Origin of the sequence: Paenibacillus sp. E194, assembly GCF_000935845.1 — a bacterium.
Taxonomy (GTDB): domain Bacteria; phylum Bacillota; class Bacilli; order Paenibacillales; family Paenibacillaceae; genus Paenibacillus_B; species Paenibacillus_B alvei_B.
Genome location: NZ_JMDX01000009.1, coordinates 32,667 through 51,434, shown reverse-complemented (window position 1 = coordinate 51,434; position 18,768 = coordinate 32,667). Strand labels below are relative to the sequence as shown.

The 18,768-nt window shown below is 47.2% G+C and carries 15 protein-coding genes; 14 read left to right on the top strand and 1 reads right to left on the bottom strand.

From position 1 onward, the window contains the following. Positions 1-1,158: alpha/beta hydrolase family protein (locus AZ66_RS02580; RefSeq protein ID WP_044353473.1), on the top strand; the 1,158-nt coding region annotated here is incomplete at its 5' end. Positions 1,159-1,305: 147 nt separating this feature from the next. Further along, entirely contained in the window at positions 1,306-2,331 is a 1,026-nt protein-coding gene (locus AZ66_RS02575; protein WP_044353466.1) for an alpha/beta hydrolase, read from the top strand. Positions 2,332-2,395: 64 nt separating this feature from the next. Here AZ66_RS02575 and AZ66_RS02570 read toward each other — a convergent pair whose 3' ends face one another. Then, positions 2,396-4,135 carry an ABC transporter substrate-binding protein gene (locus AZ66_RS02570; protein WP_052648350.1) on the bottom strand — a complete coding sequence of 580 codons (1,740 nt, stop codon included), beginning with the start codon at positions 4,133-4,135 and terminating at the stop codon, positions 2,396-2,398. A 132-nt stretch (positions 4,136-4,267) separates the two neighbouring features. On the opposite strand from AZ66_RS02570, the gene AZ66_RS02565 reads away from it, so the two are divergent. The 12 genes from AZ66_RS02565 to AZ66_RS02510 all read left to right on the top strand — a co-directional run bounded on the left by AZ66_RS02565 (position 4,268) and on the right by AZ66_RS02510 (position 18,375). Next, positions 4,268-4,795 carry a GNAT family N-acetyltransferase gene (locus AZ66_RS02565; protein WP_044353464.1) on the top strand — a complete coding sequence of 176 codons (528 nt, stop codon included), beginning with the start codon at positions 4,268-4,270 and terminating at the stop codon, positions 4,793-4,795. A gap of 160 nt (positions 4,796-4,955) precedes the next feature. Then, positions 4,956-6,752: a flavocytochrome c gene (locus AZ66_RS02560; RefSeq protein WP_044353463.1), complete on the top strand. Its 1,797-nt coding sequence runs from the start codon at positions 4,956-4,958 to the stop codon at positions 6,750-6,752. Between the two features lie 179 nt (positions 6,753-6,931). Beyond that, a complete protein-coding gene (locus AZ66_RS02555; protein WP_044353462.1) occupies positions 6,932-8,758 on the top strand; it encodes an adenine deaminase in 1,827 nt (608 codons plus the stop codon). A 387-nt stretch (positions 8,759-9,145) separates the two neighbouring features. Further along, entirely contained in the window at positions 9,146-10,006 is an 861-nt protein-coding gene (locus tag AZ66_RS02550) for a MurR/RpiR family transcriptional regulator (protein WP_021254307.1), read from the top strand. A gap of 194 nt (positions 10,007-10,200) precedes the next feature. Next, on the top strand, positions 10,201-11,115 hold the full coding sequence (gene murQ / locus AZ66_RS02545) for an N-acetylmuramic acid 6-phosphate etherase (RefSeq protein ID WP_044353461.1): 915 nt from the start codon (positions 10,201-10,203) through the stop codon (positions 11,113-11,115). A gap of 45 nt (positions 11,116-11,160) precedes the next feature. Further along, positions 11,161-12,576, top strand: coding sequence for an ABC transporter substrate-binding protein (locus AZ66_RS02540; RefSeq protein WP_044353460.1), 1,416 nt, complete (start codon positions 11,161-11,163; stop codon positions 12,574-12,576). A gap of 89 nt (positions 12,577-12,665) precedes the next feature. Next, positions 12,666-13,568, top strand: a complete 903-nt coding sequence (locus AZ66_RS02535; RefSeq protein ID WP_044353459.1) for a carbohydrate ABC transporter permease — start codon at positions 12,666-12,668, stop codon at positions 13,566-13,568. Positions 13,569-13,588: 20 nt separating this feature from the next. After that, positions 13,589-14,449, top strand: coding sequence for a carbohydrate ABC transporter permease (locus AZ66_RS02530; protein ID WP_021254303.1), 861 nt, complete (start codon positions 13,589-13,591; stop codon positions 14,447-14,449). A gap of 108 nt (positions 14,450-14,557) precedes the next feature. Then, on the top strand, positions 14,558-15,526 hold the full coding sequence (locus tag AZ66_RS02525) for a GNAT family N-acetyltransferase (RefSeq protein WP_044353457.1): 969 nt from the start codon (positions 14,558-14,560) through the stop codon (positions 15,524-15,526). A gap of 2 nt (positions 15,527-15,528) precedes the next feature. Further along, on the top strand, positions 15,529-16,233 hold the full coding sequence (locus AZ66_RS02520; RefSeq protein ID WP_044353456.1) for a PIG-L deacetylase family protein: 705 nt from the start codon (positions 15,529-15,531) through the stop codon (positions 16,231-16,233). A 37-nt stretch (positions 16,234-16,270) separates the two neighbouring features. Then, a complete protein-coding gene (locus AZ66_RS02515; protein WP_044353455.1) occupies positions 16,271-17,413 on the top strand; it encodes an exo-beta-N-acetylmuramidase NamZ family protein in 1,143 nt (380 codons plus the stop codon). A gap of 41 nt (positions 17,414-17,454) precedes the next feature. Next, positions 17,455-18,375 (top strand): N-acetylglucosamine kinase, encoded by a 921-nt coding sequence (locus AZ66_RS02510; RefSeq protein WP_044353454.1) that lies wholly within the window; start codon positions 17,455-17,457, stop codon positions 18,373-18,375. Positions 18,376-18,768 lie beyond the last annotated feature (393 nt).

The following is an 18,768-nucleotide window of genomic DNA, read 5'->3' as shown; positions in this document are numbered from 1 at the left end:
GCCAAACAAATTACGACGATGCTCGGACAGCCAACCCAACTGATTCAAGCCACACAAATTGAAAATGATGTGCACCGCAATGTTACCGTCTCCTTCAAGACTGGCAAGGGTTCTGTATTATCCGTGGTGCTCCGTTATGCCAAAAATGGCTTAGTAGATGATATGTATTTCAACTTTACGCCGCAAGGTCAATATCAAGCCCCATCCTATGATGATAAGGATGCTTATAAGGAAGAGTCGATCGTAATCGGAGAAGGAGAGTTCAAGCTGCCGGGCACATTGACCGTGCCAGCGTCAGGAGACGGGAATTACCCGGTTCTGGTGCTTGTGCATGGATCGGGTGCGAATGATCGAGATGAATCAATCGGCAGCAGCAAGATGTTCCGTGACTTGTCCGTTGGCCTTGCCAAGCAAGGAATCGCAACGATTCGTTATGAGAAGCGGACGCGTGAATATTCGTATCAGTCCAGCGCCGTTCCGCGCTTTACGGTGAAGGAAGAGACGATAGATGATGCCCTTCATGCGGTTGCTTGGGCGTCCCAAGACAAGCGGCTTAACAAGCAGCAGATCTTTGTGCTTGGCCACAGTCAAGGTGGAATGCTCGTACCTAGAATTCTTGCCCAGGATACGGCGAAGGCGGTACGAGGAGCGGTAATTGCAGCAGGACCTTCTGGCCCGCTTGAGGATCTCATGCTGACGCAATTCGAAGGCCAATTGGCTCGCGCGAAGGAAGCGAAGCTTCCAGAGCAGGCAATTGCTCAATTGGAAGCACAAGTAGCAGCTTGGAAGCAGTCCCTTCAAATCATTAAAAATAAAGAGTATACAGTAGACAACTACCCAGCAAATCTGCCAATCGGTACACCTTCTTGGTGGTTTGATTTCCGCGACTATTATGGTGGAGACATTGCGAAGAATCAGCAAGTTCCGATGTTCCTCATCCAAGGGGACAATGATGTCCAAGTGGGCAAGGAACATTTAGATGGCTGGAAGAAGGCGCTGTCGGCTCGTACCAATGTCGCATACAAGCTGTATCCGAAGCTGAACCATGTTTTTGTACCGTATGACAAGCCTTCGACCGGAGAAGAATATATGCTGCCGGGCAATGTACCGCTTGATGTTATTACTGACATGGCGAAATGGATAAAATCTCAATCCTAATGATGGCGTTATATACGTCAATGTAGGATTTGGTTTACAAACAAGAGCGTAAAGGCCTAGGCTGCTAGGCCTTTACGCTCTTTGAGATTTATAAGATATAGATTCAGCGTTATAATGGATCAATAATCAAAAGGGGGGATGGATGCCATGGGACGAACGAAAAAACCACGAAAATTCAGAGTTTGGATTCTAATCTCCCTTGTCCTCATTATTTTGATTCCCTACATATTGGTGAACAGCACACCTGCATTAACGGCGCTGTTTGTAAGAAAACTATTTGAGACTCCAATCGCGACCCAGCCAGCAGGGTATGCTTCGTATAGCAGCCAAGTGCATGTTCAGCATGATTTGACCTATCCATCGAGGTATAAGGACAACCGATTCGATATATACTTGCCGCAATCTTCAAACGCCGAAGAAGCGAAATCATACCCGACTATTATCTGGGTGCATGGCGGTGCGTATGTTGGAGGGGATAAGAAGGATCTTGCGATTTTTTCCACCATGTTAGCAAGTCAAGGCTATGTGGTATTGGCGATGAATTATGAGCGCGCACCAGAAGCCAAATATCCTACACCTATTTTGCAGCTGGACGAATGTTATCAATATGTAAAGGCAAATCCAGATCGCTTCCCGATTGATACGAATCGGCTGTTCTTTGCTGGAGATTCGGCAGGAGCACAGATTGCCAGCAATTATACAGCCATTCAGACAAACTCAGATTTGGCACGTCAAATGGGTATGGAGCAAGCAGTGCCACGAGACACAATCAAGGGAATGCTGCTTTATTGTGGCCCTTTCGATCTTCAACTGTTCCACAGTACGAAGTATTCGCTGCCTGTGCAATTTTTCTTGAATCAAGTTGCTTGGAGCTACATCGGAGAGAAGAATTGGCATGAAGTGGAGAAGGTGAAGTTAGCTTCGGTTGTAAACTTTGTGACGAAGGATTATCCGCCAACCTTTATTACCGATGGCAACAAAAATTCATTTGAGGAGCACGGTAGAGAGCTGGCTGCAAGGCTGGAGGCAGTGAATGTCCCGGTTCATTCGCTCTTTTTCGAACAGGATGAAGCGATTACCGAGCATGAATTTCAATTTAAGTTAGATACCGAGTCTGGAATGAAGGCATTGGAGCAATCCTTGTCATTTTTGAGGCAATACACAAGAAAATAATAAAAAACAGGAGCCAGCATGTACAAAATAAGACAATGCACACTGCGCTCCTGTTGGTTATATATTAATTTTTCAACGGTGGAGTCCATAAATGATACAAGTCAGCAAATCCAAATGAATCATATTGAACATGCTGCAGCATAGGGTGAATGGGGCGCTCGTGCTGCGGATGATGCATGAAACCAATGCAGGCTTCATCAACCACGTATTGGACGATACGATCAATTCGTCTTTCTCTCTCCTCCGTATTTTCATGCTGGAACAAAAATAACTGGCCATCAATCCATTCAAGCTGTTCATCGCTCAAATAACGACGGAAAGCCAATGCCTCGCTGCGGAAAGCAGCAAGCACTGACAGATGCGGATCAAGTGATGACACCTCACCGGACAGGATGATATCCATGTGCGGATCGTTAGTCAAATCATGGACATCGTTAAAGGAGTAGGGATGAAGTTCGATATGGATTCCGATACATAGCGCCCTTTGTTGAATCCATCCTGCTTCCTCCCATGCCTCTGGGATATCCAGCATATATAGCCGTAGCTTTTCGCCGCTATAGGAGCTGGCTGCTAGCCATCTTTTCGCCTCAGTTAGACTTTTCCTATTCAAAGTGCTTTTCCACGGGAAAAAATGAGAGGCAGGGATAAGCCCAGTTCTGCCTAACTCCTTCCACATGGTTTCCATGTCCAGCAATTCGTTCAACGCTTTCCGCAGCATGCGATCCCGCATGGTAGGAGAGTGCTTTGTATTAAACATAGCAAACCGATATCCAAGTTCCGTGGGACGGTCATATGCCGGGTTGAACGGAACTGTTTCAGTGCTAGGGATGTCATATTGGATAAGATGTGCCCGTTCCGGGGGCATTTGCCAACAATGGATCTCATCCATATAAGCGCGCTCGCGAAAATACGAATCAAATGCATGCAGCACAACTCGATTTTGCTGGCAGGATACAATTCGATATGGCCCTGTGCCGATAAAGAAGCTATCCGTATTCTCCCCATCTTCGGGCAGGATGATCATCGGTGTTGACGCCAGATAGCGTCCAAACAAAGGATTCGAGCGATGAAATATAATTCGAGCCACGAGTGGCGAAGGACATTCTATAGATTCGATATCCCGGGCAAGCCAGCGATTGGGACAGGCTGAATGCATGAGCCTCTCCATGCTGAACTTGACGTCCCGACTCGTCAAAGCGCGATGGTGATGGAACCGTACCTGCTTGCGCAAATATATCGTCCATGTTAGCCCCTGCTCTTCGACCTCCCACCCAATTGCTAAATGAGGCACAAGCTCATTCTGATCTGCATCATATCGGAGCAGCGTATCCCCGATTAACGAGGCAAGCATTGAATCATAGGTGATCGATACGAACGCAGGATCAAGATTCGTTACCGGATAGGTCGTAATGGCATGCAACACATCCTTGCCTACTGTTGTAGGCTGCAGTCCAAACTGCTCTTGTATAGGCTTTTGCAAATCACCGATCCACTGCCGTGGAAAAGGGAGCTGAAGCACATGGAGCAGCTGCTCCATGTCCTGTTGCTGAAGACAGAGCTTGATGAAATCAAGCAGATCCTCATAAAAATCCGTAATGAAGCAAATCTCGGATTGATTTCCTCTGCCGCGTCCGGGAATGTAAGTACAATCATACTCAGATACCAGCTTATGTAGCTTTCGTTTTGCATTTTTCCGGCTGCAATGCCATACATTCTCTAGTTCTTGCAGCCGCAGTACTGCGATACGTTCATGTTCACGCTCGTAGAGATATGCGCGCAATGATAAATAATCCAGATGAAGCAATTGACTCACCTCACTAAAAGGGGACATGTAAGCAAGGATTATACCCTTTTTTCCTCTTTTTGCAAGACTGATAATAGGGATAAAGCAATTATTATTAGTTTTCTAACAAGCGAAAAGCAGGGAGGTATTCCTATGTTCACAACACAAAGAATCCGATTGCGCAAAATGACGGAGCAGGATGCACAGGTGTATCATAGCTGGAGAAACGATACAAGGGTGATGGAGACAACGAATCCGCATATGGATGTATATGCCCCTGAGGATACTGATGCTTTTGTTCGGAGTGTTATCCTTGGATCTTCGAGTTCGAAATCGTATATCATTGGTGACGCAGACACGGAAACGCCCATCGGAATCATGTCGCTCATCTCAATCGATTACAAAAATCAAAATGCGGAGCTAATTATTGATATCGGCGAACCGGATTATTGGGGGAAAGGGTACGGTCAGGAAGCATTGCAGATTTTACTGCACTATGCCTTCAACGAGTTGAATTTGCATCGATTGTCCTTGCGGGTGTTCGATTTTAACGAAAGAGCGATTAGACTGTACTCGAAAATAGGCTTCAAGCAAGAGGGAGTAATGAAAGAGGCCTTATTCCGCAACGGAGCTTGGCACGATATTATCCATATGGGACTGCTGCAATCGGAGTACATGTAGCAAAGTCTACTTCGAAAATAATGAAAATAAACGATATACTAGGTGAAAGTGATAACTTTCACTTTTAACATTCAAAATCCATGCTACTATTATCCATGTACGGTACATCTTTCGCATGCGCAGCGGATCACCAGTATATACAAATGAGGGGTATAACAACATGAAGAGCATTCGTAAGGCCGGAACTTGGCTGCTCATTTTATGTCTTATTGTAATGGTAGCAGCTTGTGGCAATGGAAGTAGCAAGGAATCGCAAGGAACCGCACAGCAGGAACAAGGCAAGACCATTACATCTGTCGGGGAAGGTGATGGCAAGCACGGTGCGATCAAGGTAGAGGTTACATTTGACAATAATGAAATTACGGACATTAAGGTACTCGAACAGAAGGAGAACGAAGTTCTGGCCGAGCCTGTATATAAACAATTGAAAGAAAATATGATCAGCACCAATACGGCTGAAGTAGATGCGATCAGCGGCTCCAGCATGACAAGCCATGGCTTCATTGATGCAGTCAAAGATGCTGTATCTAAAGCTGGAATTACACTCATTGCCAAGAAGGCCGATTCCTCCAACAAATCCGAGGAGCCTGCGGAACAAACCTATGACATCATTGTGGTTGGTGCAGGTGGAGCGGGATTCAGTGCGGCAATTGAAGCGAAGAAGGCAGGGGCTTCTGTCGTACTATTGGAGAAGATGCCAACCGTTGGCGGCAACACGTTGATTTCCGGCGGGGAAATGAATGCAGCGAACACATGGGTTCAACAAAAGCTTGGCATTAAAGATGATGTCGAATTGTTTATTAAGGATACACTGAAAGGCGGCGACAACGTCGGTGATCCAGAGATGGTGCGCGCGATGGCCGAAAATGCGACCCAGGCAGCAGAATGGCTGAAGGATGAAATCAAGGTTGAATTTTTGCCGGATCATCTCTTCCAATTCGGTGGACACTCCGTGAAGCGCGCGCTTATTCCACAGGGACATACAGGAGCAGAGCTGATTACGAAGCTGAAGAAGCATTTGGATGGGGCTGGCATTCCGCTGAAGACAGATACGAAAGTGGAAAAGCTGCTCACAGACGGCTCTGGCAAAGTAATCGGCGTAGAAGCAACAGGCGCTAAAGGAAGCAAGCTGACATTCCATGCGAACAAGGGTGTTATCATTGCATCCGGCGGCTTTGGTTCCAATGTAGAGATGCGTAAGAAATATAATCCGGAGTATGACGAGAAATACATGACAACAGATGCTCCTGGCTCTACAGGTGACGGTATCGTGATGGCTCAGGATGCAGGGGCAGCATTAACGAACATGGACAGCATTCAGACGTATCCGGTCTGCGATCCAGTAACAGGTGTTATTTCACTCGTAGCGGATAGCCGCTTCGATGGCGCAATCCTTGTGAACCAAAGCGGTAAGCGGTTTGTTGAAGAGCTTGAACGCCGCGACGTTATTTCCAAGGCAATTTTGGCGCAAGAGGGAAAATACGCTTACCAGCTGTGGAACGAAGATATTGCGAATATTAGCAAAACGCATGAGGTGCACAAGGACGAATACGACGTGCTCGTGAAGGAAAGCATGCTGTATAAAGCGGACACGCTGGAAGACGCTGCAAAGTTCTTCAATATCGATCCGGCTGCATTGAAGGCAACGATTGAGCGGGTCAACGGCTTCGCGAAAGCGGGAGACGATAAGGACTTCCACCATCGTGCTGGCCTGAAGGACATGAGCAAGGGCCCTTATTATATTGAAAAAGCAGTTCCATCCGTTCACCATACGATGGGTGGCGTGGTAATCAACAAGACGACTCAAGTATTGAATGAGAAGGGACAGCCGATCCCAGGCTTGTTCGCAGCAGGTGAAGTAACAGGTGTCATCCACGGCAAGAACCGTCTCGGCGGCAACGCGGTTGCGGATGCCATTACATTCGGCCGTATTGCAGGACAACAGTCAGTGAAATAAAAGTTAGGTAGATGTGTTTATAGTGAAGCCTGATTATTAACAAGCTAATCATAGTAAATGGAAGTAGGCCGCAGCTTTGCTGCGGTCTTTTCTTATAGAGAATATTTTCCTAATCTACTATAATGGGAAGATGGCATCATGTATAACCATATTTTTCTTACAAAGGAGACATCGACACAATGGGATCCGCATCACTCTTTGCAAGACCGCATCTAGCAGAATGCGTGCCTGACCTCGTAGCAACGGCAAGAGGAGATAAGAAAGCGACGCTTGTCATTCAGCATGCCAAGCTGGTCAATGTGACTTCTGGAGAAATATTGGACGATATGTCCATCGGCGTACAAGGTTCAAGGATTGCATTTGTAGGAAAGGATGCAAGCCATCTTATCGGAGACACGACAAAAGTTATTGATGCACAAGGCCGTTATGTAGCGCCCGGTCTGCTTGACGGGCATTGCCATATTGAGAGCAGCCAGATTACGCCAACGCAATTTGCACGAGCTGTATTGCCCAAAGGGACGACAGGCGGTTTTTTCGATGCGCATGAGATTACGAACGTTCTCGGACTTCCGGGATTGAAGCTTATGCTTGATGAAGCGAGAACGACTCCACTCGCAGCATACATGCAGGTCGCTTCCTGTGTGCCTTCTACCGGCCCAGAGCTGGAGACGGCAGGCGCTTCGATTGGCCCGGCCGAGGTAGCGGAGGCCTTTACGTGGGGCCCGGACATGATTGCGCTTGGCGAAGTCATGAACTTCCCGGGCGTCGTATTCGGCGAAGAAAAAATGATTGGGGAAATTCAAGCTGCCTTGCGCGCAGGCAGAGTAGCTGATGGACATTATACATGGCCGGTTCAAGACTGGCGGTTGCCAGCATATGCCGCAAGCGGGATTACGGGTTGCCATGAAAGCGTGAATGCTGAGGATGTTATCGCACGCGTGCGGCTGGGCATGTATGCGAAAATGAGACGCGGTTCCGCATGGCATGACGTTGCGGAGTCCATCAAGGCCCATACTGAGCACAATATCGACTCGCGCCGCATGATACTCGTCACCGATGATCGGAGTCCGGAGTCGTTAGTAGATGAAGGACATATGGACTTCGTTGTACGCCATGCGATTGCGCAGGGAGTGCGTCCTGTGACAGCATTCCAGATGGCAACCATTAACACGGCGGAACGATTTGGCGTGGCGCGGGATGTAGGCTCGATTACGCCGGGTTCGTTCGCGGACATGATTATGCTGGACGGCCATATTTCCGACGTGAATGTAATCATGACGATCGCTGCCGGACAAGTAGTCGCTGAGCATGGCCGTATGGTCGTCGAACTTCCAGAGTTCCATCATCCCGAATCAGCGATTCGATCCGTACACTTGGCTCGTCCGGCAAAGGCAGATGACTTCGTGATTCAAGCACCGATTACGGGCGGTGTTGCAACCGCTCGTTCGATTCAAGTGAGGGAGAATCATGTGGACACGAAGGAATTGCATGTGTCTGTTCAGGTTGAAGACGGAGTCGCATTATTACGAGATCAAGAGGATTTATGTAAATTGGCCGTCATCGAGCGCCACCGCGGTACGGGCAAGCAGGCAGTCGGCTTCGTATCCGGTGTTGGGTTCCAGGAACCGGCTGCATTGGCTTCGACGGTAGCACATGATTGTCATAACGTCATGGTCATCGGCAACTCCGATGAGCTTATGGCGAAAGCAGCGAATGTGGTTGCCGATATGCAGGGCGGTATCGCGCTCGTTACCGAGACGGAGATCGTAACATTGCCGTTGCCCGTTGCCGGCCTTATGTCGAATGCGCCGTTCGAGCAAGTGGCGGAACAGTCGAAGGCAGTTAGCGAAGCCTTGAACAAGGCAGGCTGCACGATGAACTATGCGTTCATGACCTTATCGCTGCTTGCCCTCGTTGTCGTTCCCGAACTCCGCTTGTCGGACATCGGTCTCATCAAAACGACGGAACAAGGTTTTGTTCAGGTGCCATTGTTCGTGGAGCAATAAAAGATAGCATTCATCTTTATAGACAGTGATTTCAGTCAGGCGTCTTTCCAACAGGAAAGCGCCTTTTTCTATATATTCTTTTCTTATGAGATTAACGAATTAGAAAGGTGGGAACTGCATGCGGCGACACTTGCAACTGCTCCTATTATCGTCCAACTATTCTTGCATACGTTACAGGAACGGGCAGATAAAGATAGAACGGTACAAGGCAATGGTTGAAAAACTATTTCCTTTTTATGTAACTACTCCCTGTATAATTTTTGGAAATTTTACAAATGTGCGATGAAAGTCATTGCATTCCGGCAAGATGCAAGCTAGAATAAAATATAATACCAAAATGATAGTTTTGTTTCGAAATAAAATTTCTTGGCGAGTAGGGATAGACAAATGTCGATACATGATAATATTTTAATAAAAATCCGTGATATGAAGGATAGTCTTACGCCAGTAGAACGCATCGTTGCTGAGTATGTACTTGCCAACCTAGAGGAGATACCGCACTTGTCGATCAAGAACTTGGCGCAGCTGACGAAAACCAGTGATGCATCCGTGCTTCGCTTCTGCAAGACGATGGGCTATTCCGGCTACCGCAGCTTTATCGTCAGCATCTCCGCATCAATCGGATCGATGGATGACGAGCAGAAGGATCAGTATACAGACATTCAACCAGGGGATGATTTAGATACGATCATCTCTAATATTTCACGCAACAATAGCAAATCCATCGAGGATACGCTCTGCGTCATTGACCGGAAAGAAATCGGCCGTGCCGTGCAGGTGCTGCGCGAGAGCAATCGGGTTGTGTTCTTCGGTATTGGTGCGTCAGGGCTCGTTGCGATTGATGGGGAGCAGAAGTTCTCGCGCATCAACAAAATGTGCCATGCATATACGGACGGGCATAGTCAGTTAACGGCGGCTACACTGCTCGATAAGGGCGATGTGGCGATTTTTGTCTCGAATTCAGGCGACACGATTGATATTCTGGATTCGTTGGAAATCGCCAAGAAAAATGGCGCCTGTATTATTGCGATAACGAAGTATACGAAAAGCGAGCTGGCGGATAATGCCGATATCGTGCTGAGCATATCCACGCCTGAGGTTACGATTCGCAGCGGTGCGATGGGCTCTCGTATCGCAATGCTAACGGTTATCGATATTCTTTTTGCAGGAGTAGCGAGTGCGGAATATAAGAATGTGAAGAAGTATTTGACGAAAACACATAATATTTTGGCCAGCAAGCATCGTTGATACGAAGAACAGATCAACATGGCAGACATCGGCAGAGCACGTGCGCCGGTGTCTTTTTTTGTTGAAAAACAAAATAAAACACCAATAATTTATTTTATAATAAAATTTTATTTCAAAAACTGTTGACCATGATGGCATTTAGGTCTAAGATGGATATATAAGCAAGTTATACAAAACAGGATAGGAGGATGGCTATGGATGAGTATCTGGCGGGTCTAACGACAGAAGAAATCAATCCAGAGACATTAGTGATAGACGAGTGCACAACCGATCAGATGCTGCGCCTCATGAATGAGCAGGATTCGAAAGTTCCGCAAGCGGTTGCAGCAGAGATCCCGCAAATTGCCAAAGCGGTCGACACCCTGCACAATGCGCTCAAAAATGGCGGTAGAATGTTCTATGTCGGGGCTGGATCTTCCGGCAGACTCGGCGTCCTCGACGCTTCAGAATGTCCACCCACTTTCGGAACTGACCCTTCGCTAGTGCAAGGACATATCGCTGGGGGAGACACTGCACTGAGATGGGCCGTTGAAGGCTGCGAGGATGATGCAGAGGAGGGGATGGCATTAATCGAGAGATGCGGCGTGACGGACAAGGATGTGGTTGTTGGCATTACAGCGAGCGGAAGCGCACAATTCGTAATTGCTGCCTTGAGAAAGGCGCGGGAAATTGGTGCGGCGACGATCGGAGTAGTGAATAACAAGAAATCCAAACTAGAGAGCGTCTGCGATGTATGCATCTCACCTGTTGTAGGGCCGGAAGTCATTATGGGATCGACAAGATTGAAAGCGGGTACAGCCCAGAAGTTGGTACTGAATATGCTGACAACTTGCACGATGGTTAAACTTGGGAAGACCTATAATAACTTGATGGTTGACTTGAAAGCGAGTAATATCAAGTTGCGCGACCGTTCAGTTCGGATTATCCAAGCGGTTACAGGCGTTGATGCGAAGACTGCGACTAGCTATTTAGAAAGCGCTTCCATGAACTGCAAACTAGCCATCATGATGATTAAGACAGGACTTGACGCAGCTGAAGCGGAACGGGCATTAGAGCAGAGTGAAGGTAGTTTGAAAAAAGCAATTGGCACGTTTACAAAAGCGGTATAGAAATCATTCGATATCCTTGAGGGGGGCTTTATCAATGAGAAAAAAATGCGTGTATTAGCGTCCATCTGTGCTTTTACCTTGGCAATTTCCTTGCTGTCGGCTTGCGGAAGTTCCAATGATGCAAAATCCGGAGAACAGGCGAACGGAGGCAAAGGTGGAAAAGATACAATTACAGCTTTGCTGCCACCAGTATCTGGTAAGTTCCAAGATAACTTCAAGCAAATGGAGAAGGAATTTAGCGAGTTGTACCCTGACTTGACGCTGAAGATTGAGCCAGCAAGCTGGGAAGATGTGACGCAGAAGCTTGATACACAAGTTAACGCGGGCAGCCCGCCAGATATTGCATTCATCCCGTCTGCAGGGATTCCAAAGTATATCCAGCAAGGCATGCTAATGGATATGACAGGTGTAGCAACGCCCGAAATGATTGCAGACTATGACAAAATTCCGCTTGAATACATGAAGAGTGGTAACGGACTTTACGGCTTCCCGGCATATATGGAAGTTCATGCCTTGGGCGGTAACAGAGAGTTCTTGGAGAAGGCAGGAATCGATTGGAAGAAAGTTCAGCAAGACGGCTGGACGTTTGATGAGTTCCGTGAGGCTGTGAAGAAGGGCGTCGTGAAGGAAGGCGACAAGACGTCCCGCTATGGCTTTGTATTCGCTACAGCAGGTGTAGCTTCCAAGGATTACTTGGGGATTCTGGTTAAAAATGCAGGCATGCCTGCATTCTTCGATAAAGACATGAAATACGCTTACACAAGCAAGAACTTCCTTGAAGTGTTGAAAGATATTCGTGTACTTATTGATGACGGCTCCATGCCGAAAGAACTTAGCTCTGTAGACGCTGGGAAACGTTGGAATATGTTCCTGACAGGGCAAACGATGATTACAGGTAAAGGTCTTGCTACTTTCGAAAACAATTCAAAAGAAAACAACGAAAAAATCGCGAAAAAAGATGGCAGCGAAGTAAAAGGCAGCATTCCGGTCGAATATACGGTGCTTCCGGTTCCAACCTTCTTGGGTCAGGAGCAGAAATCCGCAGTTGCAGTAGATGGTTATGTAACATTCCGTGGAAAGAATGAGCCAACGGCTGAGCATAAAGCGAACGTAGTAAAAGCTGCGTACTTCCTTGCAAGCGGTAAAGTAGCAGCAACAACGAACAATGATCTCTTTGCAGCACACATTACGGAATCGGCTAGAAAAGAAGCAGAAAAAATGCCAATCGAAAGAGACGAGTTCAATGAAAAGGCTGTAGAAAAATTGCTTAGCCATGCAACTCCTGCACGTCCAGACATCCCAGCAGATCTGGCTGCAAAAGCAATTAAATTGGAAACAGAAGTGATAGTACCTAAGCTGCAAGCATTGATCGCAAATGAAATTACACCAGAGAAAATGTACGATGCTGTGAAAGAGGCAGCCATTGCAGCGTTCGGTGAAGACGGAATTGTGAAGGACTAAGAAGAAGTCAGCTTCGGATAGCCGTATGATACGACGTACGGCTATCCGGAAATGTTTATGACATTGCGTATTGAAAGGGGTTTCGCATTATGGCCCAATTAGCTAAGCCGTTGAAGAAACGGAAAATTAGAGGAGATTCCGGTTGGGGATATGCGTTTATCGCGGTTGCATTGGTTGTATTCGCAGTCTTTACCGCATATCCGGTAGTAAGTGCCTTTATTATTAGTTTTCAGGATTATAAACCGCTAGGATCTACATGGGTAGGATTCGATAACTATATTTCTTCCTTTAAAGATCCGCTCTTTTGGAAGTCAATTAAGAATACGGTTGTGTATACGGTACTTACGGTTCCCGTTGCATTGATGATCTCGTTTGCGGTCGCCATTCTCATCTTGCCGCTCAGCAAGAAGCTGCAGACGACGTTCAAGGCTGTTTACTATTTGCCTGCTGTTGCATCAGGCGTTGCCATGTCCGTTGTATGGCTGTGGATCTTCGATCCAATGGAATCCGGGATTATGAACCAGCTATTGGGGCTGTTCGGCATCAGCAATTTGAACTGGCTCGGATCAAGCGCGACTTCAATGTTCTCCTTGGTTCTGATGTCCTGGCTGGCAAGCCATGGTACAAGCATCATTATTTATTTGGCAGCATTGCTCGGTATTGATGATAGTTATTATGAGGCAGCAGAATTGGATGGCGCTTCTTTCCTGAAGAAGCTGTGGTACATTGTCATTCCTTGCTTGAAGCCAACTACGCTGTTCTTGTTGGTAACGGGTGTTATCGGCTCTTTCCAAGTATTCCAGAACGCTTATCTGATGACAGGCGGCGGCCCAGACAACTCGACAACAATGGTCGGATTGCTCATCTTTGACAACGCATTCAAATACTTTGAATTCGGTAAAGCTGCAGCGCAATCTCTCGTGTTGGCTGGAATTATCGCTATTATATCGTTCGCTCAGTTCAAATTTATGGGTAAAGACGTGGAGTACTAAGGAAAGGGGAGAAGCCAACGATGTCACTTTACAATCCGCATAATGGAAATCCGGCGGCTAAACATACGAGAAACGCTGCCATCATATTCATACTTTTACTATTTGCTTTGGCAACGATCTTCCCTATTTATTTTATGCTTATTTCTTCCTTTGGGGATCCCGTCGAAGCTGGGGCGATGAGCTATTCGCTCTTTCCATCCAAAATATCTTTTGAATCGTATAAGTTCTTCTTTGATTACAGTGAATACTCACTGCGCTGGTTATTGAACTCATTATTTGTGGCGGCTGTTGTTACGGTATCAAACGTGTTCTTTGCAAGTATGGCTGGCTATGCCTTCTCCAAAATTAAGTTCAAAGGCAGAACAGCATTGTTTACATTGCTTCTCGTTGCGATGATGATTCCGTATCAGGTAACACAAGTGCCGTTGTACATCTTAATCGTTAACATTTTCCAAATTCAAAATACGTACAGCGCTTTGATTTTACCTGGTCTCGTTACTGTATATAATATCTTCCTTTCGAAGCAGTTCATGAGCAGTATTCCGAATGAGGTACTGGAATGTGCAAAGATTGAAGGCTGCAACCAGTTCCAAGTGTATTTCAAGATCATTTTGCCTTTGTCTAAAACAGTACTCGCGGTAATGGCGATCCTGACGTTTATGGATAGCTGGAATACGTTCTTCTGGCCATTCTTGGTTACCAATACGATGGATATGCAGACGATTCAGGTAGGCCTCAAAAACTTCAGATTTGCCAACACGACTTACTTTGCGCCGATGATGGCAGGGGCTACAATCTCAGCGTTGCCTATGTTTATTCTCTTCTTCAGCTTGCAGAAGTACTTCTTGCAAGGGGTAACCGTAGGTGCGGTGAAAGGCTAATGTTCAAAAAAGGTCGCCAACCTTTTTGAACTGGATTATAGTCCTGCAATCTAATCCTGAACCTTCATCGCTGCGATGAAGGTTTAATGTTTAATTGGAGGTCCTGCGATGCTTGTCAAATGGGACAACAAATATAGGGAAGACGTTATCGCATTATGGAATGAAGAGGCAGTTCGCGATGGATATAAAGAGATTACAGTAGCCAGTTTCCATGACATATTTTGTTCTAACCCATACTTCGATTCGGAGAACACATTCGTTCTACTTGATGATGAAGGCGGTGTGCAGGGCTTCGCTTGCGGCTGTACAGGAGATGATCTGCCGCTAGGTCACGATGCTGGCTATATTACGTGCATTATCTTGTCTCGGAATTACCGTACAGACGAGTACTATTCACAGATGCTGGATGCAGTTGAGGGACGTTTCCGTGAGCTTGGGAAGAAGCAGGCAGATATCCTGTTCTTCAATCCAATGATGCTCCCTTGGTATATTCCGAATACACCGCAGCATGAGCATAACAATGCGCCTGGGGTGCCTGTCGGAAGTGAACTCTATCATTACCTGCTGCAGCATGGCTACTTCGAGCGAGCGGTTCAACAAGCGATGTATCTGCCATTGGCTAGCTTCGAAGTTCCGGAGCAGATCACGAACAAAGAATTGGCAGCGGCAGCAGATGGCTACGCGGTGGAGTTGTACGAACTTAATCGTCATCGTGGGATTGAGTCGATGCTTGAGGAACTGCACAACCCATTTTGGACCAGGGAGATTAAGCAAGCAGCTGCTGACAGTGTTCCCGTAGTGATTGCAGCCTATCAAGGAGAAGCAGTTGGCTTCGCAGGGCCGGTCATTCGTCAGCAGAGCGGTAGGGGATATTTTGCAGGCATTGGCGTGAGCCCGCAACATGAGGGACATGGACTTGGAACCATTTTGTTTTTCAAGCTTTGCGAAGCATTTCGCAGCATGGGAACGGAATATATGTCGTTGTTTACAGGCAGTACCAACCCTGCGCTTCGCATTTACGAGAAGGCAGGTTTCCAGACAGTCAAATCATTTTCGATCATGAGGAAGGAGTTGTAGGTATGAGCGAGCAGCGTCGAACGATTCTAGCAATTGGTGGACATGTGGGGGATATGGAGCTGACGGCTGGCGGTGTATTGGCAAGTCACGCACTTAAGGGCGACCGTATTGTCACTTTGGCTTTGACAGCAGGAGAACGTGGGGTTCCAGCCGGACAAGATATGGCGGAATATCGCGAGCAGAAGGTGAACGAAGCGAAGGCATTCGCGGAAATGCTCGGCGGTGAAGCGATCGTATTCGAAATCCGAGACGGGGAACTGAAGGATAATGAAGAAATGCGCTTGAGAGTTTGCGATGTCATTCGTCAGGTGCGTCCGAACATCATTATTACGCATTTCAAGAACAGCATGCACAAGGATCATATGATGACCCATCGCATTGTCAATGATGCACGCTTCTTCGCTGGGCTGGCATCGTTCGAGCGAGAACTCCCTGCATTCTTCGCTTCTACACTCTATTATGCAGAAAATTGGGAGGATGCAGTCGACTACAAGCCTTATGTGTACGTGGACTTCTCGCAAGAAGCTTACGACTTGTGGGTGAAGGCAGTGTCCTTACATTGGTTCGTAACGGGCAGCAAGTCATTCCCATATCTCGAATACTACAAGCACCTGGCTCGGGTCCGCGGTATTGAGGCACGGAAGCAATATGCGGAAACGTTCATGGTTCCAGCAGAGACAATGTGTGTTCGAAAATCGGAATTGTAAAAGTGGCAAGTGAACGCGCACTTAGAGGGAGGCACCTATGATCCGCAACGGTATTGATTGCATTGGAGAATATACGGAGCTATTCAAAGGCAAGAGAATTGGACTCATTACGTCGCCGACCGGATTGAACAATCAATTCGAATCGACGATTCAAATTATGCATGACAACTTCAATCTTGTGGCGATGTTCTCACCAGAGCATGGCGTTCGTGGGGACTTAGCTGCCGGGGCACAGGTTGAGACGTACACCGATCCGTTTACAGACGTTCCTGTGTACAGCTTGTATCGCAAGGATTCCAAGCGACTCAGTCAAGAAATGCTGGATGAAGTGGACATGGTTGTATACGATATTCAAGATGTTGGCGCACGCTATTATACGTTTATTTATACGATGCTGTACGCGTTGGAAGATTGCGCGAAGGCAGGCAAGGAATTCGTTGTTCTGGATCGGATTAACCCACTTGATGGCATGACGGTTGAAGGGAATATCTTAAAACCAGGGTATCAATCCTTCGTCGGCAACTATCCATTAGCGGTACGGTATGGTTTGACCGCGGGCGAGGTCGCTCTGATGGCGAACGAACAAATGGGTTGGAACTGCAAGCTTCATGTCGTACGCTGTGATGGCTGGGAGCGGTCGATGCAGTTCACAGATACAGAGCGTCCTTGGGTTATGCCGTCTCTGGGATTGCCGCGTTATGATTCAGCACTGTTGTACCCCGGGACTTGTGTATTCGAGGGAACGAATATATCGGAAGGAAGAGGAACGACAGCGCCATTCGAAATGATCGGTGCACCGTTCATTGAGGCAGAGAAGCTGGCAGACGAGATGAATCGTCAGAAGCTGCCGGGCATTATATTCCGTCCAGTATACTTCAAGCCATCCTTCTCGAAGTTCGAAGGAGAGCAATGCGGCGGGGTGCAGATCCATGTGCTCGACAATCGCGCGGTGCAGCCGTTTGAAGCGGGAGTTAAGCTTATGTTCACTATTAAGCGCAATTATGAGCAGTTCGCCTTCTTGCCGCCAGTGAAGGAGAATTCCAGACCGTTCATCGATTTACTCTGCGGAGACAAGTTGTATCGTGAGGAATCTCTTGATGTAGAAGCGATGCTGGAGCAATTCCGTGAAGAGAGCAGGGAATTCAGAACCATGAAGCAGCAGTATCATTTGTATAAATAGAAATCTTCCTTTACAAGGAAGATGAAGGATGTGAGCTTACGTTGACATACGTAGCGGGCTTAGACGGCGGCGGTACGAAGACGGCAGTAACAATAGCGGACGAAAGTGGAGCAGCCATGCATACCTTCACATCTGGTGCCATTAATATCAATGGTCAGGATGAAGCGAGTGTGCGCACAAGCTTGCAAGAAATATTTGAGACGATCGCCAGCGTATGCGGCGGGTTGGGCAACTGTGCGCAGGTGTGCATTGGTGCAGCCGGAGTCAGCAACCCGACAGTCGTAACAAGGCTGGAAGCCATTGTCCGAGATTGCGGATATGAAGGTGGGCTGATCATTACCGGTGATCAAGAGACAGCCTTGTACGGCGCCCATGATCGTGAATATGGCATCATTCTTATTGCAGGCACAGGCTCCATTTGTTATGGGAGAAATGAAGCGGGTCAGTCTCATCGCGCAGGCGGATATGGCCATCTCATCGATGATGAGGGCAGTGGTTATAGTATTGGGCGTGACTTGTTGTCCATCGTTGTACGGGCACACGACGGACGCATACCGGCATCGCCGATTACAGATATGGTTATGGAACAGCTGGGGATTGAGTCTATGCAGCAATTGATTCGATTCGTATACGACAAGCAGACGAATAAGAAGGATATTGCAGCTCTTGCACCGATATTATCGCGGGCATGTGTGCTTGGCGATTCTGCGGCTCTGGAGATTGCTCACAAGGCGGCAAGTTCGCTCTGTGAACTTGTTATCCCGGTTGTAGAGAAGCTGTCTCTGCAGTCAGGAAAAGTTGCCATGGCGGGAAGCGTACTGCTGAAGAACAGCAATGTGCGGGATGCCTTCATAGCCATGCTCAAGGAACACTATCCCAATATGGACTGCATTACACCGAAGAAAGATGCTGCGCACGGCGCAGTCATCATGGCATTATCTAAGCTTGCAGCCTGCTCCTAGGAGGGTGAGCTTATTAGAAAAACATATGTAATCAATTTTCAAGATCGCGGTGGATCGTATCTTCTATGAAGAGCAGATACGAGTCGGCCGCGATTTTTATTTTGGCAAGAAAGTAATGTTTACGTAAGAAATAAGAAACTGTTGTATCAATCATAACGAATGGATTGGTTGATTGATATATTCCAACACAGGGGAGATACGCGTGCTAATTGGGGTATCTTCACAGGGGTGCTCGCTGTCACTTCCGGAATTGGTGCCTTGATTACTAGGAAGCGATCGTCGGAGAGTTTGGAATATAATAACTGTCGGCAATGGGTGGAACCCATTACAATATGCAATAAGGATAAGCCTGTTCAACATCATGAGTGGCAGCAAGTAGGACAAGGCTGCATT